Below are 22,619 nucleotides of genomic sequence, written 5' to 3'. Positions count from 1 at the left end.
GATCGAGCGCATCCAGACATAAACCGGTCCGGGTTCCCGATTGCCGCAGGCGGATACGGCCCTTAAGGTCGCGCCCGCGCGAGGAAAGTTTGCAGGGCACGCCCAGTCAAAGATCGTTTGTACTGATCGGCGCCGCGCTTGCGTTGCCGATCGTGATCCTGGTGGTGATCCAGCTCTCGTTCGCGTTTGGCCGCGAGCGCGAAGAAGTCGAACGCCGCACTCTGACGAACGCGCAACAAATCGTCGAACTGGTCGATGCGCGCCTGCAATCGGACTTCGCCCTGATGGAGGTGCTCGCCAGCGCCGACATGTTCGATCGCCGGCAATGGAGAGCCGCTTACGATCGCTCGCGCGAATTCGCGTCGCTCAATCCGCACTGGCGCAACGTGATCGTGTCCGACCTCGAAAGCGGCCGCGAGATTTTCAGCACCCGCCGATCCTTCCAATTGAGTTCGGCGCCGCTCAATCCAGCCATCACCGTCAACAGCAACGGCGTCGGCGAAGTGCGGCGCGACGGGCCGAATTGTCCGTGTGTGTATTTGCACGTGCCCATCGGGGGCGATGGCTCTTATCTTCTAACCGTCGCGGTGGATCCGCAGATTTTTCAGGCTGTCATTCTGCGCCACTCGCCGACGGAAGCGATTACGGCCTTGGTCGATCGCGAAGGCAATTTCATCGCCCGCAGCGCTGACTATGAACGGCGCGTCGGCACGCCGGCCACATCCTATGTGCGCAATGCGATCGTCAGCGGCGAAACCAGCGGCATCTACGAAGGCGTTACCTCGGAGGGCTTCCGGAGTTCGACGGCCTATGTGACCTCACCGACGTCAGGCTGGTCGACGCACATCGCCATCGCCTCCTCGCTGATCAATACGCCGCGCACGTATTCGTACCTCTCCGTTGTCATCGGCGCTTTGCTCGCGTTAGCGTTGGCGGCGGCGCTGATTGTTTGGGCGCTGCGCGATCTTGCCGAGCGACGCCAAGCCGAGGCGCGCATGGCTCAGACACAGAAGCTCGAAGCCATCGGTCAGCTCACCGGCGGCGTGGCGCACGATTTCAACAATCTGCTCACCGTCGTCATTGGCGGCCTCAACATGCTGCTGAAGCGCGTCGAAGATCCCAAGCAGCGCGAGATCGCGCTGCACATGCTCGACGCCGCCCAGCGCGGCGACAAATTGACCAAGCAATTGCTGGCCTTCTCGCGTGGAAAACAAATGGAGTTGGCGGCGGTCGATCTGCACGAGGTTGTGCCCGGTATGGAAGAATTGCTCCGCCGTTCCGTCGATGCAGGCACTACTCTCGAATTTAGCCTGCATCCTGAAGCGCGGTGGGTGCGCACCGACGCCAATCAGCTCGAACTCGCCATCCTCAATCTCGTCATCAATGCGCGCGACGCAATGCCAGAGGGGGGGCGCATCGAGATCATCGCACAGCCTTCGGAGAAAGAGGGCTGCATCGATCTCGCCGTGCGCGACACGGGCATGGGCATGCCGAAAGATGTTGTCGATCGCGCCTTCGAACCGTTCTTCACCACCAAGCCCGCCGGCAAAGGCACGGGCCTTGGCCTCGCGCAAGTGTTCGGCGCGGCGCGACAATCGGGCGGGCATGTCGAGATCGATAGCGCGCCGGGCCGCGGATCAACTGTGCGGCTTGTCCTGCCGAAAACGCAGGCGCCCGCGGTGAAAAACGGCGAGGTCGAAGCGCCGGCGCGCGTCGATCTTTCCGGCGGAGACGGCAAGCGCGTGCTCGTCGTCGACGACGAACCGGGCGTTCGGACGTTCATGGCGGAGACGTTGCGTGAAGCCGGCTATGACGCAGTGGAAGCCGAAGATGCGGGCGCGGCCTTGCGGCTGCTGGAAACTCGCCTCCCCGATCTGCTCCTGACGGACTATTCTATGCCGGGCATGACCGGTCTCGAACTTGCCGAGCACGCCAAGGCCCGCTCCAACGGCGCGCTGCGCGTGCTAATCGTTTCGGGTTACGCCGATGCGGATGCGCTTGAGGCCTCCGAAGCGCGCCCCACGCTGCTGCGCAAGCCATTCGACGAGCGCGCGCTGATCGAAGCCGTGCGCGACGTGCTTGCCGCGTAACAGCCGAATAACGATTGCCGTGTGACGCTGCGTCTCGGTTTCGATTCGGTTCGAAGCCCACTAAGTACGCCTCGGAGCATGTGATGAACCCCGCGGCGCGGATCGGGCGCGAGATCAGATTTCTAAGCGGCTTGGCGCGCACGCTGTGGCGGGTGCGCAAGATCGATTCCGACTCCGACGATCTCATCTGCGACGATTTTGAGAACGCGGTCGATCGCTTTGAAGACCACACCGCGCTCATCTTCGAAGGCCAGCGCTACACCTATCGCCAGCTCGACGCGTTGGCCAATCGCTTCGCGGCATGGGCCGATGGGCAAGGCGTGAAGACGGGCGACACTGTCGCGTTACTGCTGCCCAATCGCGCCGAGTACATCCCCGCGTGGGCCGGGCTTGCGAAGGTCGGCGCCGCGACTGCGCTGATCAACAACAACCTAACCGGCGCCGCTTTGGCGCATTGTCTCCGCATCTCCGGCGCACAACACGTTATCACCGACAAGGAAACGCTGGCCGCGGTCGAGACGATCCGTGCTGGTCTGGCCAAGCCGCTCACTTATTGGGTGATCGATGGCGAAGACGAAGGCGAGAGCCGGCGCAAGCTCGATCTGCACGAACCGAAGCTGCCGCCGGAGCGCCCATCGCGCGGACGTCGCGCCGGCCTGAAGGCGCGCGATGTCGCGCTCTACATTTATACCTCCGGCACCACCGGCATGCCGAAAGCGGCGAAGATCACGCACACGCGGGCGCAGCTCTATATGCGGGCGTTCGCGGGCGCGACCAATTCCAACGCGGAAGACAAGGTCTATTGCGCGCTGCCCCTTTATCATTCGACGGGCGGTTTGTGCGGCGTAGGCGCGGCGCTGCTGAATGGCGGCACGCTGGTGCTGCGGCGCAAGTTCTCCGCGACTCATTTCTGGGATGACGTCGCCGACAACGATTGCACGATCTTTGTCTATATCGGCGAACTCTGCCGCTACCTGGTCAATCAGCCGCCGCATCCGAAAGAGCGCGCGCATCGGCTGAAGCTCGCGTTCGGCAACGGATTACGCCCCGAGGTGTGGACCGAGTTTCAAGAGCGGTTCGGCGTGAAGAACATTCTCGAGTTCTATGGCTCGACCGAAGGCAACGTCTCGATGTTCAACTTCGACGGGCAACCCGGCGCGATCGGGCGCATACCCGGCTATCTGCGTGGTAGTTTCGCGGTGCGTCTGGTGAAGTTCGACGTTGAAGCGGAGGCGCCCGTGCGTGGGCCGGACGGCCTTTGCCTGCTGACCGATGTGGGCGAACCAGGCGAAGCGATTGGTCTGATCAAGGACGACGCCCGTCACAATTATAGCGGCTACGCCGACAAGGCCGCTTCAGAACGCAAGGTCTTGCGCGACGTGTTCGAACTTGGCGATGCCTGGTTCCGCACGGGCGATCTGATGCGCCAGGACGCGGAGGGCTATTTCTATTTTGTCGACCGCATCGGCGACACGTTCCGCTGGAAGGGCGAGAACGTTTCCACCACAGAGGTGGCCGAAGTGATCGCGCGCTATCCCGGCGTTGACGAAGCGAACGTCTACGGTGTGAAAATCGATCGCATCGACGGCCGCGCCGGCATGGCGGCGATCACGCCCGGCGCGGAGTTCAAGCTTGACGGCTTGCGCGACTTCCTGATGCGCGAGCTGCCGAACTATGCGCGACCGCTCTTCATTCGCATGACGCCAGCGATCGAAACGACCGGCACGTTCAAGTATCGCAAGGTCGATCTGGTGCGCGACGGCTTCGATCCGGCTAAGATCGAGCAGGAACTCTATTTCGATTGCCCGGAAACGCACACCTATATCCGCGTGACGCCGGAGGTATACGCGAAGATTCAGAGCGGCGGCTTCAAGCTTTAGTCGAACACGGCGACCAATGTGTCGCCGATTTGCTCCAACCTGCCCTTGCGCGCGTAAGCTGCTTCGAGCGATTGCGGCGTCAGCGCCTCGCGCGGCGCGCCCGTGCTGATGACGCGGCCTTCACGCAAAAGAACGACTTGATGCGCAATGCGCGCAGCGAGCGCCACGTCGTGGGTGGAGAAAAGAACGGCGCCGCTGCTTGCGGCGTGTCGCGTGAGAATATCGGCGACGCTCAGCGCTTGCGCCGGATCGAGTCCGGCAGTCGGCTCGTCTAACACCAAGAGCGGCGCGTGCTGGGCGAGCGCGCGGGCAAGATGTGCGCGCGCCTTCTCGCCGCCGCTGATCTCGTCCATGCGGCGCGCGCGCAGCGGCGTCAGCGCGCACGCCTCGAGCGCGGCATCGACGGCGGCTTGATCCGGCGGCGACAAGCGATCGGGCGCGGCGCCGTGCGCGAAACGACCGAGGGCTACGAGGTGTTCGACATTGATAGGCCAGATCGACTGCGGGCGCTGTGGCAAATACGCGGCGCGCAAGGCGCGCGCGCGCGCCGACAACAGCATCGGATCGTCGCCCATCAGCTGCGCTGCGCCGAACTCGATCGGCGCGAGACCGAGTGCGGCGCGCATCAATGTCGTTTTGCCGGCGCCATTTGGGCCGAGCAGCGCAACGATTTGTACACGTTCGATAGCGAGTGAGATTTCCTCGACGACCAGACGGCCGCCGAGAAATACACTGACGCCTACGAGTTCTATCAACGCGCTCATGCATCGCCTCCCCGCGAAGCGAGGCGCGCCGCGATCAACGCAAACACCGGCCCGCCGATCAGGGCTGCGGCGACGCCGAGTTTGAGTTCGGTATCCGTCGGCAACAATCGCACCGCGACGTCAGCGCACACGAGCATGGCGCCGCCGGCCAGCGCGCTCGGCAACAGCAAACGCGCTGGGTCGTGGCCCGCGAGCGCGCGCACCAGATGCGGCGCGGCAATGCCAACAAAGCCAATCACGCCAGCGACAGCCGTCGCGCCACCCGTACAAGCGGCGGCGCCGAGCACGACGAGCGTGCGCGTGCGCGTGAGATTTGCGCCGATCGCGGCGGCGGCTTCTTCGCCGAGCGTGAGTGCTTGCAAGCCGCGCGCGGCAGCGAAAATGAACGCTGCGCCGACGACGAGAAATCCGGCAACCAACGCGACGTGTTCGAGCGAACGGCCTTCCACGGAGCCGAGCGTCCAATTCACCAGGTCGGCCAACGCGCCGGGGTTAGGCGCCAGATTGAGCGCGAGCGCGATTAGCCCGCCGGCGAAACTGGAGAGGCCGACGCCGATCAGCACCAAGCTCGCCGGCCCGCGCGCGGCCCAGCCGAGGGTAGTCACCAGCATTGCGGCCAGAAGCGCGAACAGCAGCGCGAGCAGCGGAGCGAACGCGGCGAAGCCGAAGGCGAAAGCGATCACAGCGCCGAGCGCGGCAAACCCAGAAAGCCCGAGCACGCCGGAATCCGCGAGCGGGTTGCGCAACAAACCCTGCAGCGCCGCGCCCGAGAGACCGAGTGCTGCGCCAACGAGCCAGGCGGTCAGCGAGCGCGGAAAGCGAATCTCCCAGACGATGACGCGGGAGGTTTCGTCGGTAGCAAGGATGCTAGTGGCGACAGGGCCGAGCGCGAGGCCGGCAGCGAGTGCGACGGCGCCGATCAACGCCAACACGAACGACGCGCGGAGCGATGCGTTCATGGCGCGCGCAACGCAGCGGCGATGGTTTCGGCGGCGTCGATGGCGTACCAGGCTTGGCATGAAATCGCTGCGGTCGGCAGCTGGACCGTGCGCGCTTCACGCAGTGCGCGGCGCAACGCTGGATGATGCGATGGCGACCATGCGTTCACCTGCTCGCGGCCGCTGTTGAAGAAGCCGAGCGCGATGAGCGCGGGCGGTGTTTCCACCAGGCGTTCAAGCGGCATCACCGCCCAGCTCGCATCGGTGCGCAGATTGCGCCCGCCAGCGGCGGTGATGATCGCGTCCATCATCGTGCCCGAGCCTGCGACTGCGCCGCCCGCGGAGAGGTACATAACGGCGCTACGCTGATGCGGCGCCGAATCCGCGAGGCGCGATAAACGCGAGTCTAGATCGCGGGCGATAGCCTCTCCCCGATCGGCGTGGCCGAGCGAGCGCGCCGCGTCGCGCAGATCCGCGCTCGCCGTCACGAAGTCCGGCGTGTCGCCGACTTGCAGCACCGGCACGCCAAAGCGGCCGTAGACCGCCTCCGCATCCCACGGCCCGCCCCAATTGCGGACGACGAGATCGGGACGCAGCGCCAGCACCTCTTCTAGCGTTCCGCGTGTTTGGCGGATGCCGCGCGCGCGATCGCGAAAATAGGAATCGTCGCGCAGCGAGCCGCGTGAGAGCGCGGCGATCTGGTTGCGGTCGGCGAGCGCGAGCACGAATTGGTCGGCGCAATAGTCCAGCGACACGATACGGCGCGGTTCAGCGTGCGCCGGGAGCGCGCATGCAAGCGCCATCGCACAGATCAACCACCGCAACGCGTGCCTCCAACGGCCACGATCCCGGACCCAGGCGTCTCCGTCGGCAGGTCTTCTGGCTCACGGGTCGATGCGCCGAACCGCCTTCCCGGATCGCTCCAGTGGCGCTTGGTTCGATGCTCGCCGCTTACAGCTGCGGGCGCAGCCGCGGATTTGCACCGCGTTCCCTTAACCGACGCGAGCGGCTTACCGGCAATATCCGCACGAAGCAATTGCATGGAACCAAGACGATCCGCCGCCGATGTTGCGCCATTCATCGCAAACCAGCGCTCGATGCCTCGCCGCTTAGGGTTGTGGCATTGACCTGAGCGACGCCGCTCGCTGTTATTGGCCGACCAAGTGTTCGGGGATTGATCATGACCAGCATAATGCGCGGCGCGGCGATGGCCACCGCTTTGTTTGGCGCGGGTTTCATCCCGGCTTCGGCGCAGAATTTTGCACCACTGCCGCCGCCGGTCGCAACGCCGCAGGACGTCGCCTACCCGGGCGTGATCACACTTGAGGTGGACGCGACGGACACGCTGCGCGGCATTTGGACAGCGCGTGAGGTGATCCCGGTGCAGCCGGGGCCAATGACGCTGCTCTATGCCGAGTGGATTCCAGGCAAGCATTCGCCGCGCGGGCCGATCAATCTGTTCGCCGGCCTTGAGTTTCGCGCCAACGGCGAGCTGCTGCCGTGGCGGCGCGATCCGGTGAATGTGTTCGCGTTCCATCTCGACATCCCGGCTGGCGTCACCGAGATCGAGGCGCGGCATCAGTTCGTGTCACCGACGGCGACCGCGCAAGGCCGCATCGTCTCGACGCGCGAGATGTTCAACCTGAACTGGGAAACGCTACTACTCTATCCGTCGGGCCACTATGCGCGACAGATTCGTTTCCGCCCCAGCATCACGCTGCCGGAGGACTGGCAATTCGCGGTGGCGCTTGATGGCGCGGAAACGCAGGGCGCGGTGACGCGCTTTGCCGAAGTCGATCTCGAAACGCTGGTGGATTCTCCGATGTTCGCGGGCCGATACTTCCGCCGCATCGATCTCGATCCCGGCGCGCGACTGCCGGTTTATCTGAACGTCGTCGCCGACGAGGCGCGCCTCCTCGAAGCCAGCGAGGAGCAAATTCGAGCGCATAGTAATCTGGTGCGCCAAGCCTATCGCCTGTTCGGCTCGCAACACTACGATCACTACGATTTCCTATTCTCGTTGAGTGACCGCATGGGTGGCGTCGGCATCGAGCACCACCGTTCGAGCGAGAATGGTGTTGATCCGGGATACTTCACCGACTGGGATAGCTCAGCGTCAGAGCGCGGATTGTTGCCGCACGAAATGGTGCATTCATGGAACGGCAAATTCCGCCGTCCCGCCGACATGTGGACGCCGAACTACGAGGTGCCACAGCAGGGCAGCCTGCTCTGGGTCTATGAAGGCATGACGCAATATTGGGGCACAATCCTCACGGCGCGCTCGGGCCTTTGGACGCGCGAGCAAGCGCTCGACTCGCTCGCGCTGACGGCGGCGACGTATCAGAACATGTCAGGCCGGGAATGGCGCTCGGTTGCCGATACCACGATGGATCCGGTGCTATCCGCGCGGCGGCCCTCGCCGTGGCGGAGCTGGCAGCGCAACGAAGACTATTATTCCGAAGGCCTGCTGATCTGGCTCGACGCTGACACGCTGATCCGCGAAGGCACCGGCAACCGCCGTTCGCTCGACGACTTCTCCCGCGCCTTCTTCGGTGTGCGCAACGGAGAATGGCAAGTTCCAGAGACTTACACGTTCGATGACATCGTTGCCGGATTGAACGCGGTCTATCGCCACGATTGGGCGACGTTCCTGCGCACGCGGATCGAAGGTATCAACACAGAGCCGCCGCTCGATGGCATTACGCGCGGCGGCTATCGCCTCGTCTACACCGAAGAGCGCAGCGACTATCAGCGCGACTCTGAATCGCTCAACAAGAACGCAAGCTTTGCTTATTCGATCGGTCTGAGCTTCGGCGACGGCGGCAACGTCAGCGCTGTGCAGTGGGACAGCCCAGCCTTCAACCAGGGCATCACGATCGGCACGCAAGTCGTGGCGGTGAATGATGTGGCCTACAGCGCCGATGTGCTGCGACGCTCGATCACAGCGGCGAAGGATAGCGCCGAGCCGATCCACTTGTTGGTGAAGAACGGCGATCAGTACCGGACCGTTGAGCTCGATTACCACGGCGGCCTGCGTTACGCGCATCTGGAGCGCGTGAGCGGGACGACGGATCGGCTCCGGGCGATCCTGGCGCCGCGTTCGCGCTAATATGGACCGCCGGCGCCCTCGCCGGCTTCTTCGTCAACACGAACGCTAGCGCTTGGTCGTTCGTGCGAATGCCGGCGAGGGCGCCGGCGGTCCATATTGAGGCGATGATCAGAGCAGCTCTTTCACCATTTCCTTCGGCCGGCAGAGCCGTGTGCCCTTGGGCGCCGTCACGAACGGTCGCTCGACCAGCGCGGGATGCGCGATCATTGCGTCGAGGATTTTTGCGCTGCTGATTTTCGGATCGAGCAGACCGAGCTCTTCGGCTTCCTTGGATTTGGCGCGCAGCGCGCGGCGCGGCGTGACGCCCGCAGCGGCGAACAGATCCTTGAGCTGTTGTTTGGTCCAGCCGGTTTTCAGATACTCGATGATCGTGGGTTTAACGCCCGCTTCCTCGATCATGGCGAGGACGTTGCACGACGTCGTGCATTTCGGGTTGTGGTAGATGATGAAACCACGCTTCGCCATTAGGCCCACTCTCCCGCAATGATGCGCGCGATCTCGGCGTGCGCGGCGTTGCGCGCATCGAGCTCGACCATGCTTTCGCTCAAATAACTCGTGATGATGATCGGAGCGCGGCCAGGCGGCCAGGCGATGGCAACATCGTTGGTGGCGTTGTGCTCGGCGGTGGAGGTGCCGGTTTTGTCGCCAACGCGCCAGCCCGCGGGCAGGCCCGCGCGCAAACGGCTCAGGCCGGTGGTGGACGTCTCCATCCAGCCGGTGAGTTTCTCGCGTGAGGCGGCGTTGAGCACGCCGTCTTCGAGCAGAAAGCGCTTCAGCGTGCGCGCCATCGCATCGGGCGTCGTCGTGTCGCGCGGGTCGCCGGGCAGGTTTTCGTTGAGCGCAAGCTCGGTGCGATCGAGACGCGTAACGCCATCGCCGTTGGCGCGGAGGAACCGCGTGAAACCCTCTGGCCCGAATTGCAACTCGAGCAGCAGATTGGCGGCGGGATTGTCGCTGGTGATAACGGCGGCCGCGCACAATTCTTCCACTGTCATCCAACCGCGCTCGAGATGCTGGCTGGTGACCGGCGCGTGCGAGAGCATGTCGGATTGGTTGTAGCATACGATCTCATTGAGCTGGGGACCGCCGGCACGTTGGGCGGTGTGCAGCACGGCCGCCGTCAACGCCCACTTGAAGGTGGAGCACATGGCGAACGCCTCATTGCGGCGATGGCCGAGCCATGCATCCGTGCCGGTGTTCCACGCGGCCACGCCGACACGGCCGCCAATGCGCGCTTCGATCGCTGCAAAGCGCTGATCGTCCGGCGGTGGGACGTAGCTCTCGCGCGGATCGGCAGGCGCCATTGGGGCGCAGGCTGCGAGCGCGGCGCCGCCGACAAGCGTGGCGCGGCGTGTGAGTTCAACGCTTCGTTGCATCGCCTACTCCGCCGGATCGATATCGAAGTGCATGACGTCCTCGCGGCGGCCGAGCTTGGTGTAAAGCGCGATGGCGGGGTCGTCGCCGTAATCGGCCTGCACATAGATCACCCAAGCGCCGCGACGAGAAGCGATCTCGCCCAGGTGCTTGATCAACGCAGCCGCGACGCCCTGACGGCGATGCGTTTCCGCAACCGCGAGATCGTAAATGTAGATCTCCCTCCGCGCCTGCTCGAACTTGTCGAGTTCGTAAGCGACGAGGCCACCGATCACGGCGTCATCCGCGAGCGCAACTAGCGGAATGATGTGATCCTTGCGCAGCAGAGACTCGAGATAGTCGTCACTCGGCGGCGCGCCAGCGTAGGCTTCGGCGTCATCGAACGCTTTGCCGAACATGGCGTTCAGCGCGCGGAAAAGCGCGGTGTCGGCTGGCTCAAGCCTGCGGATGGTGAAGCCGTCCGCCATGGCGCGCGATCAATCCTTCGCGCGCTCGACGTAGGAATTGTCCTCGGTCGAAATCACAACGCGCGTGCCAGGGCCGATGTGCGGCGGCACCATAGTCTTGATGCCGTTGTCGAGCATCGCCGGCTTGTAGGACGAGGACGCGGTTTGGCCCTTCACCACGGGCTCGGTGGTTTCGATTGTCGCGGTGATACGCGGCGGCAGTTCGATGGAGAGCGCCTGGCCTTCGTACATGGTGAGATCGACCACCATTTCCGGCTGCAGGTACGCCGCGGAATCGCCGACCATGTCGCGCGAGAGATGCACTTGCTCGTAGCTTTGGGGATTCATGAAGACGAGACCGGCATCGCCATCGTCAAAGAGGAAAGTGTGTTTGACCTGTTCGACGAACGCCTTTTCCAGTCCGTCGGAGGTCTTGTGCACGGCGGTGGTTTTCACGCCGTCGACGATGCGCCGCATAATGATCGTGGTGGTCGGCGTGCCCTTGCCGGGGCGGAAGGTTTCGTGGCTCATGACGACGTAAAGCTTGCCGTCCTCGTGCTCGAGCACGTTGCCTTTGCGGACGTCGCTGGCGATGACTTTGACCACGTAACCCTCACTTGCCGCCGCCCAATACGTTTTTGGCCGGCGGGCCTCATAATCAGTCGAAAGGACCGGAATTGGGGGCTTCTCTAGCCAGATTTGCCGTTGCGGCCAAGCCTCAGCCCTGTAGCGGGGCAGCGTCATGACGCCCTCCCCCTGGTGGGACAAAGCCCGCCACGCCGACAGAAAGCCGTTCCTGGACGCGCGCGCCGCGATTTTGCGCGCGGTGCGGGACTGGTTCGCGGGGCAGGGTTTCACGGAGGTGGAGCCGGCGATGCTGGTCGCCTCGCCCGGTGCTGAGACGCATATCGAAGCGTTCGAGGTTGATGGCCGCTACCTCCACACCAGCCCCGAATTCGCGATGAAGAGGCTGCTGGCCGCCGGCGAGACGCGCATTTTCTATCTCGGCAAGACGTGGCGGCGCGGTGAGACGGGGCCGTTGCATGCGCCAGAGTTCACCATGCTGGAATGGTATCGCGCCGGCGCGCCGTACGAAGCGATCATGGACGATTGCGTTGAAGTCGCGCGCGTGGCGGCGCGGGCGGCCAATGCAGCGATGCTCCGATGGCGTGACAAAAGCTGCGATCCATTCACGGCGGCGGAGCGCATCACGGTGCGTCAGGCATTTGCCGAGCTTTCGCCGATCGAACTGCCGTCGGATGGCGATGCGTTCTCGGCGGCGATCGTGAAGCATGTCGAGCCGAATCTTGGAGACGGCGCGCTGACGTTGCTGACGGAATACCCAATCGCCGAAGCGGCTTTAGCGCGGCCCTGCCCGCACGACGCGAGCGTGGCCGAGCGGTTCGAGCTTTATGCGTGCGGCGTGGAGCTGGCGAATGGGTTTGGCGAGCTAACTGATCCGGTGGAACAGCGCAGGCGGCTGGTTGCGGCGATGGAGGAAAAGCAGAAGCGCTATGGCAAACGCTGGCCGATCGATGAAGAATTCCTAGCAGCGTTAGCGCATATGCCGCCGTCAAGTGGCGTGGCGCTGGGATTTGACCGGCTTGTGATGCTAGCGACAGGGGCGCGTCACATCAACGACGTGCTCTGGACCCCGCAGGGCTAACGCGGACACGCGCCTCGCTCTACGACTTCGAAACGCAACGCGCTTATCGCCCTTTCATCAGGCAGCAAAGGGGCCGCGTAGTAGTCGCCGTCGACAAGAAAGAGCTTCTGGCATCCGCTGCGCGGACCAATCTCCAAGCAGAGCTGATCGTCCTGGATTCGATAGCGCCCACGAAGGTCTGGCGCCGAACCTCTCCAACGCCCATCGCAGCTGAAAGTCTGGTTGCTCGCCAGGCCACTCCTGGGCGTGAAGAATGTCGACCCGCGCACGAGGGCGCGAAGTTCAGCGTTGCTGAGGTTGTCGCGTTCGCGCACATCAATACCCGTCGCGTCCAGCGATGGTCCGCCGGCGGGATCGGGGGCGCAATATGCCTGCCGCCGCGCGAGATACTCGATCTCGCCCCTTTCGGGGTCGTCGAGAAAAACGCGATCACCTTCGCGGCGAATGAAGCGACGGCAAACATTGCGATCACTGCGACGCGATTCCTCGATGCAGATGGTGTCGCCATCGATGCGGTATGTGCCGATTTGGCCGCCGCGTCCGCCGTCTCGTCTCCAATCATCCCCGCATGAAAACAACTCACCTGTTGCGGCGTCATGCGGCGGCGGGCCATCATATGCGTAACTCAGTCGATAGCCCTCGATGGCGGCGCGAACGCGCTCGTCCGGCGGCAGCGATTGATCATCGGCGAAAGCGGCGTCCGAAGGCGGAAGACGCACGGACATTTCAACGTTTGCGTCGTCCGAAATCCTCTGCTCCGCCACATCCCGGTCACATGCGGCGAGGGCGAGCGATAGGACCATTGCGCGATGGAGGCGACGGCTCATGCAGTGTTTGTCTGGCGGAAACCGCCCGATCCGTCTAGGCAACAGCCCGTGATCCGCGACGCAGCCCCCAGCGACTATCCCGCCATTCGCGCCGTTATTAGCCATGCGTTCGGCCAGACCGAAGAAGCGAACCTGGTCGAGAAATTGCGCGCCGATGGCGACGTGTTGGTGGAGCTTGTTGCGGCGAGCGATATCGCGATCCAAGGCCACATCTTCTATTCGCCGCTCGCGATCGAAGGACCGGACTACACGATCAAGGCCGCGGCGTTGGCGCCGGTTTCGGTGCTGAAAGCATTTCAGAAAAGCGGGATCGGCAGCGCATTGATCCGCGCCGGCAACGCGCGCTGCGCCGAGCTAGGCTTGGACGCGATCGTGGTGCTTGGGCACGAGGCTTATTATCCGAAGTTTGGGTTCTCGGCGTCGCTGGCCGAATCATTGGAAGCTCCGTTCTCAGGTCCGCACTTCATGGCGCTGGAGCTGAAACCCGGCGCGCTGAAGCAAGGCGGCAAGCTGCGTTACGCGAAAGCGTTTGGGTTGTAGTTATGAGTGCTGACGCAAACAGGTTGGAGCGCGCGCCTCCCGGCGCGCATGCGGGCCAGAGGCCCGCGCTCCAACCTGCCGACGTTTTAGCTGACGTCGCGAGCCGCTATGCGGTGGCGATCACGCCGGCGATGGAGGCGCTGATCGATCCAACCAATCCAGGCGATCCGATTGCGGCGCAGTTTCGCCCCGACGCGCGCGAGCTGGAGATTGCGCCGGACGAGCTGAGCGACCCGATTGGCGACGATGCGCATACGCCGGTAAAAGGCGTGGTGCATCGGTATCGTGATCGCTGCCTACTAAAGCTGGTGCATGTTTGCCCGGTCTATTGCCGCTTCTGCTTCCGGCGCGAAATGGTGGGTCCTGAGGGCGATGGCACCCTCAATGGCGCCGAGCTGGATGCGGCGCTCGCCTACATCGCCGCGCACGATGAGATCTGGGAAGTGATCCTGACCGGCGGCGATCCGTTCTTGCTCTCGGCGCGGCGCGTGCGGGAGATCACCGAGCGGCTGGCGGCGATTCCGCACGTCAAGATTATCCGCTGGCATACGCGCGTGCCGGCGGTCGATCCGCTGCGAGTCACGCCGGATCTGGTCGAGGCGCTGCGACTGGATGGCGCGACGACCTATGTTGTTCTGCACACCAATCACGCGCGCGAGCTGACTGAGCACGCTAGCGCCGCCATTGCACGAATCGTCGACGGCGGCGTGCCGATGCTGTCGCAGACCGTGCTGCTGAAGGGCGTCAACGATGACGCCGATTCACTTGAAGCGCTGATGCGGCGCTTAGTCGAGCTTCGGGTGAAGCCGTACTACCTGCATCACTTGGACAAGGCGCCTGGCACGTCGCACTTCCGCTGCACCATCGCGGAGGGCCAACAATTGGCGCAAGCGCTGCACGAACGCGCGTCAGGTTTGGCGCAACCGAACTACATCCTCGATATCCCCGGCGGCCACGGCAAGGCGCCGCTGGCTGCGCCGAGCTTGCGTGAAACGGATAAGGGCTACGAAGTCCGCGATCGCAACGGCGTTTGGCGCGACTACGAAGACTAAGGCGTCCGGCCGAACGCTTCCTTGGCCGGCTCAGTCAGCGCCACAAACAACGCCGCCAAGATCAGCAACGCCGCCGCCGCGAACGGTGCTCCTGAACCCCACACATCGAAGATCGCGCCGGCGCCAAGCGGACCGGCGACACGGCCAAGCGCCGACGCCGATTGCGATAAGCCCATCACCGCGCCACGTTCGGTCTCCGCAGCTTGCGCGGCGATCAGTGCGTTGAGCGCGGGCGTTGCGAGACCAAGGCCGATGACTAGAGCGGTGAGCGATGCGGCCATAGTGGCGGGCTCGTGCGAGACGGAGAGCCCGCCCAAGCCGGCGGCGAAGAGCACCAGGCCGATCAGCAGCGTCATGCGTTCGCCGATGGCGCGTGACGCCGCGCCCGCGCCGCCGCCCTGCAGCAACACAGCGCCAAAGCCGAGCGCGGCCAACGTCCAGCCCACCTCACGCGGGCCCCAGGAGAGTTCGATATCGGCCCAGAGGCCGAACGTCGTTTCCATCAGCGCTTGCGCGGCGATCATCAGAAACATCACGCCCACGAAGCGCGTCAGCGCCGGGCGCGACATCAGCATGGCGACGCGGCGCGGACGATCGTGTTCGGATTGCGTGCGCGCATGCGCTGGCAGCGTTTCGCGAAACAGCAGCAACGCCACGAGCGCGGCAGCGGCGGCAAGCGCGGCGGAGATTATGCACACGCGCGCGAACTCAGCGCGCGTTGGTTCTGCACCGATCAGGAAAGCGCCGAGAGCGGGGCCGGCGATGAAGGCAAAGCCAACGGCCGCGCCAAGCAGCCCCATGTTCCGCGCGCGGGTGCGGTCGTCGGAGAGATCGGCGGCGGCGGCAAACGCAGCGCCAATATTGCCCGCCATCAGGCCCCCAAAAAGCCGCGCGGCGCCAAGTTCCTCGACGCTGCCGGCACGGGCGATCCAGAGATAGGAGAAGACGCCGCCGATCAGGCCGGCGATCAGGATCGGCTTGCGGCCAACCTTGTCACTCAAGCGGCCCCAAAACGGCGACGACATCAACTGGCCCAACGAATACGCGCCCATCGCGATGGTTGTCGCCGTTGGCGTTGCATCCAGTTCAAGCGCGAGAAACGGGAAGATCGGCAGGAAGATGCCGAACCCCGTCATGCCGATCAGCACAACGCCAACCAGCGCCGCCAATGATCCCCGCGAACCCATCTGAACGGCAGTACGGCAGTAGGGCAGCAGGGCAATAGGGCAATTCGCCCGTCACCTACGTTCCTATTGTCGGAGTGACTTCGCCTACGCGCTCGGACGGATCGGCGTCGGCGCGGCCGGGTTCAGGTATGGCCGCAGGTCCGCCCACGGGATCGTCACTTCGGTGCCGCCATCGGCGTGCGAGCCGCCGAACGAAAGCGGCGGAAACAACAGCAACAACCCCTGCTCCGTGATCAGCCACAAATGCGGCTTGGTCGCGGTTTCATAGACGTCGCGGCGCGGTGGGAAATTGGGATAGTCCGCGTATTGGCGCGCAATAGTCTGCACCGCGCGCGTGGTGATGAAATCTTCCCAGCGCGTGCCGGCGCGGAACACGTCGGTAGCGAGAAGTGCGCGGCCCTCGTTCATCAGCACGGTGACAGCCTTCACCGTGTTGGTGACGTTCGCGGCGCCCAGAGTGTCTTGGCTCACGATGAAGCGCACCGAAATCAGCTCGGGGCCGGCGTAGGCGATGGTGTAATCGACGCTTTCGTTGGTCGCGTCCGACAACCGGAATTGCGGCTCTTGCGCCACCAGCTCGTTGAAGCGGCGGATCTCCGGCGTCTGTTCGCCATCAATGCGCGGGAAGCGGATGTTGCGGACGACAGCGTTCGGCGCGCCGTCGCCAAGCCCTGAGGCTTCCGCGATCTCCGCCGTCACTGGTGTCGCGTCCACCAGCTCCATGCGCTGGAAGGTGTAGCCACCGACGTCCTGCACCGCGTTGGTTGCGTCCTGCGCGCGGGCGCGGAATTCAGCTTCCAGGCATTGCTGCTGTTCTGTCGTCGGCTGCGCGTCCGGATCGATGATGCCGCACGAGATGCGCTGCGCTTCGCGCCAACGCGTTTGGTTCTGCACCAGCATGGCGGCGCCGGCGTCGGAGACGCTGGCGGACTCGGTCACCAAAGTTTCGCGCACTTGATTGTCGAGCGCGGCCAGCGAGCGGTTCTCGCACACGCGCTGAGCGAATTCGTTGCTGCCCTGGGCGCACACGTCGAGGCCCGCGGAGATGCGCTCGGCGGAGCTTTGTTCGGTCTTGCTTGAACCCGTAGCGCTGTCGCCGCACGCGCAAAGCGCGAGCGTCGCTACGGCTGCAAAAAGATGTCCGACACCGCGAGCCGACATCGCCAGTTTGTCCTCTCCGCGCCCCTCGCGGGTATTGCCACATAAGTGTGGCGGCGTCACGGCCCGTCGCGTATCGCGGCCGCATGACGCGCAGCTCTCGCGCGCCTAGGATGATTCATGCCTATCGCGCCGAATTATCAGCCCGATCCTGCCTTCGAGAGGCTAGGGGCCGAGTTCGCCGATCCTGTGGCGCCGGCGCGATTTCCACAGCACGTGCTGCGACGGCGAAATCAGGTCTGGGCCGCGCACGTCGGGCTCGACACGCTGAGCGATGCCGAGTGGGAAGCGTATTTCGCGCGCTTCGAGCAGTTGCCAGGGAACATGAACGCGCCGCTGGCGATGCGCTACCACGGACACCAGTTCCGCACCTACAATCCCGAGATTGGCGACGGGCGCGGTTTTCTCTACGCGCAGCTGCGGGATGATCGCGGCCGGCTGCTCGATTTGGGCACCAAAGGCTCGGGCCAGACGCCCTATTCACGCTTCGGCGATGGCCGGCTCACGCTGAAGGGCGGCGTGCGCGAGGTGCTGGCGGCGGAGATGCTGGATGCGCTGGGCGTCTACACGTCGAAGGCGTTCTCGCTCTTCGAGACCGGCGAGGCGCTGACCCGGGGCGACGAGCCATCGCCGACGCGCTCCTCGGTGCTGGTGCGGCTGCAACACAGCCACATCCGGTTCGGCACGTTCCAGCGGCTCGCCTTCTTCGAGCGACCGGACCTGATCCATCAGCTGATCGAACATGTCAGTTCTTGTTACTATCCGAAACACCTCGATCTCGCTGGAGAGGCGCGCGTGGCGGCGGTGTTTGGCGAAATCATCGAGGCCAATGCGCGGCTCTGCGCCAGCTGGATGGCGGCGGGGTTCGTCCACGGCGTGTTGAACACCGATAACCTCAACGTCACCGGTGAAAGCTTCGACTACGGCCCGTGGCGCTTCAACCCGACCAGCCAACCAGACTTCACTGCTGCGTATTTCGACGAGAGCGGGCTCTACGCGTTCGGTCGCCAGCCGGAGGCCGTGTCTTGGGCGTTGGCGCAACTCGGCAGCGCGTTGAGCCTCGTGTGCGGGGCGTCATTGCTCGAGGCGGAGCTAATTCGCTTTGCGCCAGCGTACCAGCAAGGCCTGCGCCACAGCATGTTCGATCGCTTGAATCTGGTCGCGGGAGATTTCGACGCGGACCTGCGCTTTCTGCAAACCGTGTTCGACTGGCTGACGGCAAGCCAAGCCGGTTATGACCAATTCTTCCATGATTGGTCTTGCGGCGGCGGCAGCGTGGATCGCGCCAAGGCGAGCCCGCAGGCAGCGCTCTATGCCGACGAGACGTTCCTACCGATCCGTGAAGGACTGGAAGCGCGCACCGGCGACGGCAACGCTGAGTTCCTGTCGCGCCCCTACTTCCAGCGTCCAACACCAACAACGATGGTGATCGACGAGGTCGAAACGCTGTGGGCGGCGATCGCGGAGCGCGACGACTGGTCCCTGTTCGAAGCCAAGCTGCGGCAAATCGACGAACTGCGGGATGCACTCCGCTAGATGTCACGCATTTGTCGTGTGGGCTGAATAAGCCAGCCGCAAATTCCGTGAGTTCTCGATGAGCCGTGCCAAGCATTTCAACGACATCGTGGCGTCGCGTCGCACGGTGCTTGGCGGGCTCGTGGCAACGCCGCTGCTCGCGCTGCCTGGCTGCACAACGCCGACAGCCGTGGGCGCCGCATCAACCGTCGCGACGACGCCCGCTTTCGCGCCGGTGGCGGCAACCAACGCCGACACGATCTCGCTGCCGCCTGGTTATTCCTGGCGCAAGCTGATCGCGTGGGGTGATCGGTTGTTCGATACGGCGGCGCCGGTGTTCGACCCGAACACGCTGACGCGCGCCGAACAAGAGCAGCGCTTCGGCCAAAACAACGACATGCTGGCGCTATTTCCGGCGACCTACGCGTTTCCGCCGGCGAAGGACCAGGATCGCATGATCCTCTGCGCCAACAACGAATACGCGACGCCGGACTTGATGTACCCGGCCATCACCGCGCCGAGCGCCTTCACCGCCGAGCACGTGTCGGCGATCTACGCTGCCGTCGGCGTGAGCGTGGTGGAACTGGAGCGCCGCAGCGAAGGTTGGCGCGCGATCACCAACGCGACGCCAGGCGCTGGACGAAACCGACGCATCACGCCGTTCACGCCGGTGCAGTTTTCCGGCCCAGCGGCGCGGCACCCGTGGATCGCGGAAGCCGCGCGGATCGTCAACGCCAACGAACCTGACCCAGGCGGCGCACCCACTGACGCGGTGCGCTGCGGCACCATGGCGAACTGCGCTGGCGGTTACACGCCGTGGGGAACCTATCTCACTGCGGAAGAAAACTTCGACGGTTTCTTCGTCGGCTCCTCGCGCGGGCTTGATCCGTTGCGCTTTGACGACCCGGCCTTCGCGCTCGATGAAAGCTCGTTCGCCTATCCCGCCGGCGGCTTTCCCGCAGCGCTCGCGCCGCGCCAGTTCAACATCGCGGAAAATCCGCGCGGGCCGTCGCTCTATGGCTGGGTGACCGAGATCGACCCCTACGATTCCAGCAGCACGCCGAAGAAACGCACCGCGCTCGGGCGCTGCAAGCACGAATGCGCCACGACCGCGCTCGCCGCCGATGGGCGCGTCGCCGTCTATATGGGCGACGATCAACGCGACGAGCACGTCTACAAGTTTGTCTCGCGCGGACGTTTCAACCCTGCCGACCGGCGCGCCAATATGAATCTGCTCGATGATGGGCAGCTTTACTGCGCGCAATTCCTCGAAAACGGCCAAGGCCGCTGGCTGGCGATCACGCTGGAGGCGGCGAACGCCGCGGCCGAGCGCGAAGAATCGCCGATCCGCTTTCGCGACGAGGGCGATCTTTTGGTGCGCGTCCGCGATGCAGCGCGGCTGCTCGGTGCGACGCCGATGGACCGGCCTGAGGATGTCGAAGCCGTGTGCGACGCCAATTGGCGCGGGCTCGGCCCCGTGCTGATCGTGTGCACCAACAATATTGAGCGCGGATTCGAACATCCCGGCAGTCCACGCCGCGAGAGCGATCGTCCGACGAGCGCGCAGAACAATCTCACCGGCCACATCCTGCGCATCGACGAAGCCGGCGGCGACTGCGCCGCGGAGGCATTCCTCTGGGATGTGTTCGTCATGGCCGGCGATCCCAACTCAATGGCGCTGACGGCGCGGACGCGCGGCGGACCACTGGCGCACGTCTCCACCGCCTACAAAGGCGCGCCGACCATCTCAGGCGATCGCTTCGCTTGCCCCGACAACATCTTCATCGACTCTACCCATCGCGTCTGGATCGCGACCGACGGCGGCGATAGCGTCTTCGCCGATTGTAACGATAGCGTGCTCTGCACACCGGTGAACGCCGAAGGACCGCGCGTCATGAAGCGCTTCCTCGTCGGTCCAGTAGGCAGCGAGATCTGCGGGCCGCTGATGGCCCCGGATGAGCGTGCATTCCTCTGCGCGGTGCAACATCCCGGCGCCAACGATGTCGCCGGGACGGACTTCTCACAATTGCGCTGGCTCGGCGAACCGGCGACGTCGCACTTTCCGGACGGTGGCGATTCGTGGCCGCGTTCGGCAGTCGTGATCGTCACCCGCGATGATGGCGGCCGCATCGGCGATTAGCGCCGCGCGAAGCCGTCCTTGTGCATGATGCGCGCGACGTCCATGGCGGCGCGCACTTGAACGACGTCGTTGTTCTTATCGTCCTCGTTGAGCGCTTCCCATGGCACAATCTTGTTGTGGATCATGAGCTCGTTGTCGCGCGCTTCGCCGTTCGCCGTCGGGCGCCACCCTGAGACCAAGCGCTCGGCCATCCAGCGATCATGCTCGCGCCGCGCCATGCGGTCGATCAGTTCGGGCGCGACGGCGGGCTGCGTATCGCCCTTCTCGCCTTTCTTCACCGGCCGCCAGCCCGCGTCCCACGCTTTCGTCATCGCGGCGTCAGCGACGGCACGATTGGCGGCGCGATAGGTTTCGAGCACGTCGCTCCAATCACGCATTGCCGACTGCAGCTCCTTCATGCTCATGGCGTCGCGCTTGCCGAGGCCCTTGTTGTAATGCTCGTGCGCAACCGCCGCGCCGCGATCCAGATTGCCCTCGATGATGCGCGCGCGCGTGGCCGTGGTTTGATGCGCGCCGAACGCCTGCAGATATGCGTCGAGCTCCTCGGTCTCGTCGCCCTTGGCGTATTGCTGCGAGAACTCGGACTGACTCGACTCGTGCATGAAGATCGGCGCGGGCCAGCGCAGGCCGCGGTTGCAGGCCCGCTTCAGCGCAAGCGCAAGATGAATATTCCCGGGATCGGCTCCGGTGGAGACGACGATCGCCGTCGGCTTACCGCGTTGGCTTTCGACTTGATCCAGCAGTTCCGCGCCAATCGAGGCGGCGTCCCAGTCGAACGGCATGAAAGCGACATCGGCGGCCCAGACGTCCGGATGCGCAAACGCCTCGCGGTGGCGCGCACGGAAGCCTGCGCCGACAGCTTCCGGATTTGGCGCCAGCACGGTGATGCGCGGCGCTTCGAAGTGCGCCGACCACAAGCTGACCAGGATGCGCTCGGCGACGGCCTCCCCGCCCTGGTCGAAGCCGAAGAAGACGATGTGCACGCGATCTTGGTTGAGCTGCTTCGCCAACGAAAGAATCGTTTGGCTTTGTGCCTGCACCAGCGCGCGCGCGCCGATCTCTTCCAGCGAGAACGGCTTGGGATCGACGGGCGGCGCCACCGCGTTCTTCGCTTTGCGTGTTTGCGCCGAGCGCATTTCGCGGGCTTCCTTCAGCAGCATCGGTGACCGTGTCGCCACGTGGACGCCAATCGGCGGCTTGCGGCGCTGATCGCCGACCAGGCGCCGCACGCATGCTTCGATCTGAAGGTTCGCGGTGTCGTCCGGCTCGAACGCGATGACGTGCGCCGCGTGATGGGCGCGCGCCGAGCGCAGCGTTTCGATTTGCCTGGCGTCGCCCTCGAGCACGGTGACGCCCTTGCGGCGAAGAGCCAAAGCGGTTTCGCTCGGCAGATCCTCCGCGACGATGATCACGCTGTCTTTGTAGCGCCGGCAATCGTTGGCCAGCGAAAGCGCCGCCGGACTATCGCCGGCGATGACGATGTGATGCGCGGCGCCCAGATTGAACAGCCGCGCCAACGAACGGCCAAGCTGGCCTGAGAACGCAAACAGCAAGCCGACGACGGGCACCGCCAGCGCGGCGTAGCGCACCACTTGCAGCGTTACGTCCCGCGCGCCGAAATATTGGTCCCACATGCCCACGGCGCTGACGGTGAGGTAGAGCGCTTCCAGCACGCCCTGATCGCGCCAGTAATACAGCCCGCCGCCGATCCAGATCAGCGACAGCACCACAAACACGCCCCAACGAAACGCGCCGGCGCGCGTATGCGCGATTGCGGTGAGCCTTGACGCCACCCGCGACCACATATTGGCGTAACGATGCGCCATTTCTTGGCTCTCCCCGGCGTCCCCAGCGGCGGCCCATGATGGTCCGCCCCTTTGTACGCGTCCAGCGTCAAACTGGTTGCGAGGAGCCTGCGTTTTCCCTAGCTCTC

At 64.5% G+C, this 22,619-nt stretch carries 19 protein-coding genes and 1 riboswitch; of the genes, 8 read left to right on the top strand and 11 right to left on the bottom strand.

Going from position 1 to position 22,619, the window contains the following annotated elements; all coding sequences use genetic code 11:
* The first annotated feature begins 89 nt into the window (after positions 1-89).
* Complete coding sequence (locus tag DSM104635_RS00340) at positions 90-2,090, top strand: hybrid sensor histidine kinase/response regulator (RefSeq protein WP_158764272.1); 2,001 nt, start codon at positions 90-92, stop codon at positions 2,088-2,090.
* Between the two features lie 83 nt (positions 2,091-2,173).
* Positions 2,174-3,970: a long-chain-acyl-CoA synthetase gene (locus DSM104635_RS00335; RefSeq protein WP_158764271.1), complete on the top strand. Its 1,797-nt coding sequence runs from the start codon at positions 2,174-2,176 to the stop codon at positions 3,968-3,970.
* Here DSM104635_RS00335 and DSM104635_RS00330 read toward each other — a convergent pair.
* From DSM104635_RS00330 to DSM104635_RS00320, 3 genes are read right to left on the bottom strand one after another with little or no spacing between them, the layout of a single operon-like run.
* Complete coding sequence (locus DSM104635_RS00330) at positions 3,967-4,734, bottom strand: ABC transporter ATP-binding protein (RefSeq protein ID WP_158764270.1); 768 nt, start codon at positions 4,732-4,734, stop codon at positions 3,967-3,969. The two genes, DSM104635_RS00335 and DSM104635_RS00330, sit on opposite strands and share 4 nt — an antisense overlap.
* A complete protein-coding gene (locus DSM104635_RS00325; protein ID WP_158764269.1) occupies positions 4,731-5,693 on the bottom strand; it encodes a FecCD family ABC transporter permease in 963 nt (320 codons plus the stop codon). The genes DSM104635_RS00330 and DSM104635_RS00325 overlap by 4 nt, the downstream gene beginning before the upstream one ends.
* Positions 5,690-6,496, bottom strand: coding sequence for an ABC transporter substrate-binding protein (locus DSM104635_RS00320; RefSeq protein ID WP_158764268.1), 807 nt, complete (start codon positions 6,494-6,496; stop codon positions 5,690-5,692). Before DSM104635_RS00320 ends, DSM104635_RS00325 begins: the two co-directional genes overlap by 4 nt.
* 28 nt (positions 6,497-6,524) lie before the next feature.
* Positions 6,525-6,705: riboswitch (cobalamin riboswitch) on the bottom strand.
* A 147-nt stretch (positions 6,706-6,852) separates the two neighbouring features.
* On the opposite strand from DSM104635_RS00320, the gene DSM104635_RS00315 reads away from it, so the two are divergent.
* The gene (locus DSM104635_RS00315) at positions 6,853-8,781 is read left to right on the top strand and encodes a M61 family metallopeptidase (protein WP_228445780.1); all 1,929 of its coding nucleotides are present in this window, start codon (positions 6,853-6,855) and stop codon (positions 8,779-8,781) included.
* Between the two features lie 108 nt (positions 8,782-8,889).
* On the opposite strand, the gene arsC is transcribed toward DSM104635_RS00315, so the two are convergent.
* The 4 genes from arsC to DSM104635_RS00295 are packed head-to-tail and all read right to left on the bottom strand — an operon-like array spanning position 8,890 to position 11,345.
* On the bottom strand, positions 8,890-9,246 hold the full coding sequence (gene arsC / locus DSM104635_RS00310) for an arsenate reductase (glutaredoxin) (protein WP_158764267.1): 357 nt from the start codon (positions 9,244-9,246) through the stop codon (positions 8,890-8,892).
* A complete protein-coding gene (gene bla, locus DSM104635_RS00305; RefSeq protein WP_158764266.1) occupies positions 9,246-10,157 on the bottom strand; it encodes a class A beta-lactamase in 912 nt (303 codons plus the stop codon). The genes arsC and bla overlap by 1 nt, the downstream gene beginning before the upstream one ends.
* Before the next feature lie 3 nt (positions 10,158-10,160).
* Entirely contained in the window at positions 10,161-10,622 is a 462-nt protein-coding gene (locus tag DSM104635_RS00300; RefSeq protein WP_158764265.1) for an AAC(3)-I family aminoglycoside N-acetyltransferase, read from the bottom strand.
* Positions 10,623-10,631: 9 nt separating this feature from the next.
* Entirely contained in the window at positions 10,632-11,345 is a 714-nt protein-coding gene (locus DSM104635_RS00295) for an elongation factor P (RefSeq protein ID WP_267129061.1), read from the bottom strand.
* Between DSM104635_RS00295 and epmA the strand changes: the two genes are divergently transcribed.
* Positions 11,344-12,267 (top strand): EF-P lysine aminoacylase EpmA, encoded by a 924-nt coding sequence (epmA, locus tag DSM104635_RS00290; protein WP_158764264.1) that lies wholly within the window; start codon positions 11,344-11,346, stop codon positions 12,265-12,267. The two genes, DSM104635_RS00295 and epmA, sit on opposite strands and share 2 nt — an antisense overlap.
* On the opposite strand, the gene DSM104635_RS00285 is transcribed toward epmA, so the two are convergent.
* Positions 12,264-12,992, bottom strand: coding sequence for a hypothetical protein (locus tag DSM104635_RS00285; RefSeq protein WP_158764263.1), 729 nt, complete (start codon positions 12,990-12,992; stop codon positions 12,264-12,266). The two genes, epmA and DSM104635_RS00285, sit on opposite strands and share 4 nt — an antisense overlap.
* Positions 12,993-13,142: 150 nt before the next feature.
* Here DSM104635_RS00285 and DSM104635_RS00280 point away from each other — a divergent pair, with 150 nt between their 5' ends.
* Together DSM104635_RS00280 and DSM104635_RS00275 are read left to right on the top strand one after the other, a co-directional pair.
* Positions 13,143-13,634, top strand: coding sequence for a GNAT family N-acetyltransferase (locus DSM104635_RS00280; RefSeq protein WP_158764262.1), 492 nt, complete (start codon positions 13,143-13,145; stop codon positions 13,632-13,634).
* 2 nt (positions 13,635-13,636) lie between these two features.
* A complete protein-coding gene (locus DSM104635_RS00275; RefSeq protein ID WP_158764261.1) occupies positions 13,637-14,686 on the top strand; it encodes a lysine-2,3-aminomutase-like protein in 1,050 nt (349 codons plus the stop codon).
* On the opposite strand, the gene DSM104635_RS00270 is transcribed toward DSM104635_RS00275, so the two are convergent.
* On the bottom strand, positions 14,683-15,855 hold the full coding sequence (locus DSM104635_RS00270; protein WP_158764260.1) for an MFS transporter: 1,173 nt from the start codon (positions 15,853-15,855) through the stop codon (positions 14,683-14,685). The genes DSM104635_RS00275 and DSM104635_RS00270 overlap by 4 nt on opposite strands.
* A gap of 102 nt (positions 15,856-15,957) precedes the next feature.
* Positions 15,958-17,034 (bottom strand): hypothetical protein, encoded by a 1,077-nt coding sequence (locus DSM104635_RS00265; protein ID WP_158764259.1) that lies wholly within the window; start codon positions 17,032-17,034, stop codon positions 15,958-15,960.
* 117 nt (positions 17,035-17,151) lie between these two features.
* Here DSM104635_RS00265 and DSM104635_RS00260 point away from each other — a divergent pair, with 117 nt between their 5' ends.
* Positions 17,152-18,567 (top strand): protein adenylyltransferase SelO family protein, encoded by a 1,416-nt coding sequence (locus DSM104635_RS00260; protein WP_158764258.1) that lies wholly within the window; start codon positions 17,152-17,154, stop codon positions 18,565-18,567.
* Between the two features lie 58 nt (positions 18,568-18,625).
* Entirely contained in the window at positions 18,626-20,686 is a 2,061-nt protein-coding gene (locus DSM104635_RS00255; RefSeq protein WP_158764257.1) for a PhoX family protein, read from the top strand.
* On the opposite strand, the gene DSM104635_RS00250 is transcribed toward DSM104635_RS00255, so the two are convergent.
* On the bottom strand, positions 20,683-22,512 hold the full coding sequence (locus tag DSM104635_RS00250) for an NAD-binding protein (protein WP_158764256.1): 1,830 nt from the start codon (positions 22,510-22,512) through the stop codon (positions 20,683-20,685). The genes DSM104635_RS00255 and DSM104635_RS00250 overlap by 4 nt on opposite strands.
* Positions 22,513-22,619: the final 107 nt, after the last annotated feature.

It is taken from the genome of Terricaulis silvestris, assembly GCF_009792355.1.
In the GTDB taxonomy this organism is placed as follows: Bacteria; Pseudomonadota; Alphaproteobacteria; order Caulobacterales; family Aquidulcibacteraceae; genus Vitreimonas; species Vitreimonas silvestris.
This window is presented reverse-complemented; position numbering and strand designations above follow the sequence as displayed.